Source organism: Arthrobacter sp. 9V (assembly GCF_902506065.1).
GTDB lineage: Bacteria > Actinomycetota > Actinomycetes > Actinomycetales > Micrococcaceae > Arthrobacter.
In genome coordinates this window covers 1-1059 of record NZ_LR733053.1, presented here as the reverse complement: position 1 = coordinate 1059, position 1059 = coordinate 1, and the positions used below count along the sequence as shown (strand labels likewise).

Sequence of the window (1059 nt, the reverse complement as noted above, 5' to 3'; positions counted from 1 at the left end):
GGATGTGCCCCAGGGTCGTGGCCCGCGTCTCGATGCCCGTCATCTCCTCGATGAGCGGCGCGAGGCGCTCGCCGATGCCACCGAGCCGCGGGCGCCCGAAGGCGTCGAGGCCACGCTCGGTGTGCGCGGTGTCCTCGTGGTCGGGGACGAAGCCCTCGGCCACCACCACGAGCGGGGCACGACCGCGGTCGTAGGCGGCCCGCACCCACTTCGCGATCTGTTCCATGCTCGTCTTCTGCTCGGGGATGAGGATCGCGTGCGCGCCCGCTGCCATGCCGGAGTGCAGCGCGATCCAGCCCACGTGCCGGCCCATCACCTCGGCGACCATGCAGCGCGAGTGCGACTCGCCCGTGGTGCGCAGGCGGTCCATGGCCTCGGTCGCGATGGCGACGGCGAGCCACTCCCCGTCGGACGACCACGACACCCGGATCACGGGGTCGTCGGACAGCGCGATCCGCACCGGTTCCGGCAGTTCACCGTCGACGACGACGTGCGCGCCGCGATGCAGGAGCTCGTCGCGTCGATCGACATCGTGTCCGCCGAGCGCGTGCGCGACGAGCTCGTCAAGCTCCTCAACACCAGCGACCCCGTCCCCGGCATCCGGCTGCTCGTCGACACCGGCCTCGCCGAGCGGTTCCTGCCGGAGCTGCCCGAGATGCGGCTCGAGGTCGACGAGCACCACCACCACAAGGACGTCTACGAGCACTCGCTCACCGTGCTCGAGCAGGCCATCGGATACGAGGCCGAACGGCACGCCGGCGATCCCCCGGACACCGTGCTCCGGCTCGCGGCGCTGCTGCACGACATCGGCAAGCCCGCGACGCGCAAGCTCGAGCCCGGCGGCGCCGTGAGCTTCCACCACCACGACCTGGTCGGCTCGAAGATGGCGAAGAAGCGACTCCGTGCGCTCCGCTTCGACAACGACACCATCGCCGCGGTGTCCCGGCTGATCGAGCTGCACCTGCGCTTCTTCGGGTACACCGAGGGCGCCTGGACCGACTCGGCCGTCCGCCGCTACGTCCGCGGCGCCGGGGACCAGCTCGAGCGACTGCACGAGCT

General features: G+C 71.4%; 2 pseudogenes. One reads left to right on the top strand and one right to left on the bottom strand.

From position 1 onward, the window contains the following. Nucleotides 1-394 (bottom strand): annotated as a pseudogene (locus BACI9J_RS24025) (6-phosphofructokinase); the annotation flags it as partial. A 105-nt stretch (nucleotides 395-499) separates the two neighbouring features. Here BACI9J_RS24025 and BACI9J_RS24020 point away from each other — a divergent pair. Beyond that, nucleotides 500-1059, top strand: a pseudogene (locus BACI9J_RS24020) (HDIG domain-containing metalloprotein); the annotation flags it as partial.